Below are 1,396 nucleotides of genomic sequence, written 5' to 3' on the forward strand. Positions count from 1 at the left end.
AAATGGGATGAGCAGGTCCTCCGAAGGAGGAGCAGACTATTCCCATGAAGAAGCCAGCGCAGCACCTCATCGCTGAAGTTCCACGCAGACAGGCCAAGGTTGAGATCACGATCGGCATCGACCTTGGCGATGTCTGGAGCCATTACTGCACCCTCAACCAGGACGGAGAAGTGGTCGATCGTGGCCGTTTCCGAACCACGCCGAAGGCGATTGAGAAGTGGTTTACCGACGTGGCTCCAGCGCGGGTCGCGATGGAGGCCGGGACACACTCGATTTGGATCAGCGAACAGCTTCAGGAGCTAGGGCACGAAGTCATCGTGGCGAACGTTCGTGAGCTGCGAGCGATCTCGCACAGTGATCGGAAGAGCGATCAGGTCGATGCTGAGAAGCTGGCACGATATGCCCGGCTTGATCCGAACATCCTCCGGCCGATCTCTCACCGCACCGTCCAGCAGCAAGAGGCCCTCACCTTAGTTCGTGCGCGAGCGCTGCTGGTGCGGCTACGCACGGCGGCAGTGACCGCCGTGCGTGGGCTGACGAAGTCCTGCGGCTACCGTATGCCCGCCTCCGCTACGACGTGCTTCGCTCAGCGCAGCCTCGCTGTTATGCCGCCCGGACTGGCACAGGCTCTCGGTCCGGTACTTCAGCAGATCGCGGAGATGACAGTAAAGATCAAGATGTACGACCGGCAGATCCAACAACTCGGCCAGACCGAGTATCCAGAGACGCAGGCGCTGCTAAAGGTTCACGGCGTCGGTCATCTCACCGCCTTGACCTTCGTGCTGACGCTCGGAAGCAAAGAGCGGTTCGGACGAAGTCGCGACGTTGGGTGCTATCTGGGCCTGCGACCGCGTCGAAGTCAGTCTGGAGATCATGATCCGCAGCTCGGCATCACTCACGCCGGCAACGCCTATCTCCGAAGTCTGCTGATCGAGTGCTCCAATCACATCCTTCGACCTCACGGACGAGACTCGGCCTTACGACAGTGGGGCCTGCGCCTAGCCGCCCGAGGTGGCAAGCAGGCCAGAAGTAAGGCCGTCGTTGCCGTAGCGCGCAAGTTGGCCGTGTTGCTTCATCACCTCTGGAGCACCCAGGAGTTGTACATGCCGTTCTACGAACAAGCAGCCTGAGAGATCAACATGTTGACCCGTTGCGACGACACCGTGTTCCGATGACTGCGAGCCGACTTCGGCCTGCGAGGCCGACCGATAAATGGCAGCATCGACTCTCCTCTCGAACCCCAACCGGCACCGAGCTTGCATGAAGACAGCTCATCCAGAGTGCGAATAGAAACACGGTGGAGAGCAACGATACCAAGAGCAACAACAAAAAGCAGAATCCCTATGAAGGAAAAACAAAGAACAATCCCTTGACACTAGTGACCTGCTCATAGAAA

The 1,396-nt window shown here is 58.9% G+C and carries 1 protein-coding gene; it reads left to right on the top strand.

Annotated features, from left to right (window positions below; all coding sequences use genetic code 11):
- Nucleotides 1-44 precede the first annotated feature (44 nt).
- Complete coding sequence (locus tag HDF10_RS20520) at nt 45-1,130, top strand: IS110 family RNA-guided transposase (RefSeq protein ID WP_183816861.1); 1,086 nt, start codon at nt 45-47, stop codon at nt 1,128-1,130.
- Nucleotides 1,131-1,396 lie beyond the last annotated feature (266 nt).

It is taken from the genome of Tunturiibacter empetritectus, assembly GCF_014201375.1.
GTDB classification, from domain to species: Bacteria; Acidobacteriota; Terriglobia; order Terriglobales; family Acidobacteriaceae; genus Edaphobacter; species Edaphobacter lichenicola_D.

What these genes read in the sequence shown, in the direction of transcription:
- HDF10_RS20520 (WP_183816861.1), top strand. Translation starts at nt 45, where the DNA reads ATGAAGAAGCCAGCGCAGCACCTCATCGCTGAAGTTCCACGCAGACAG.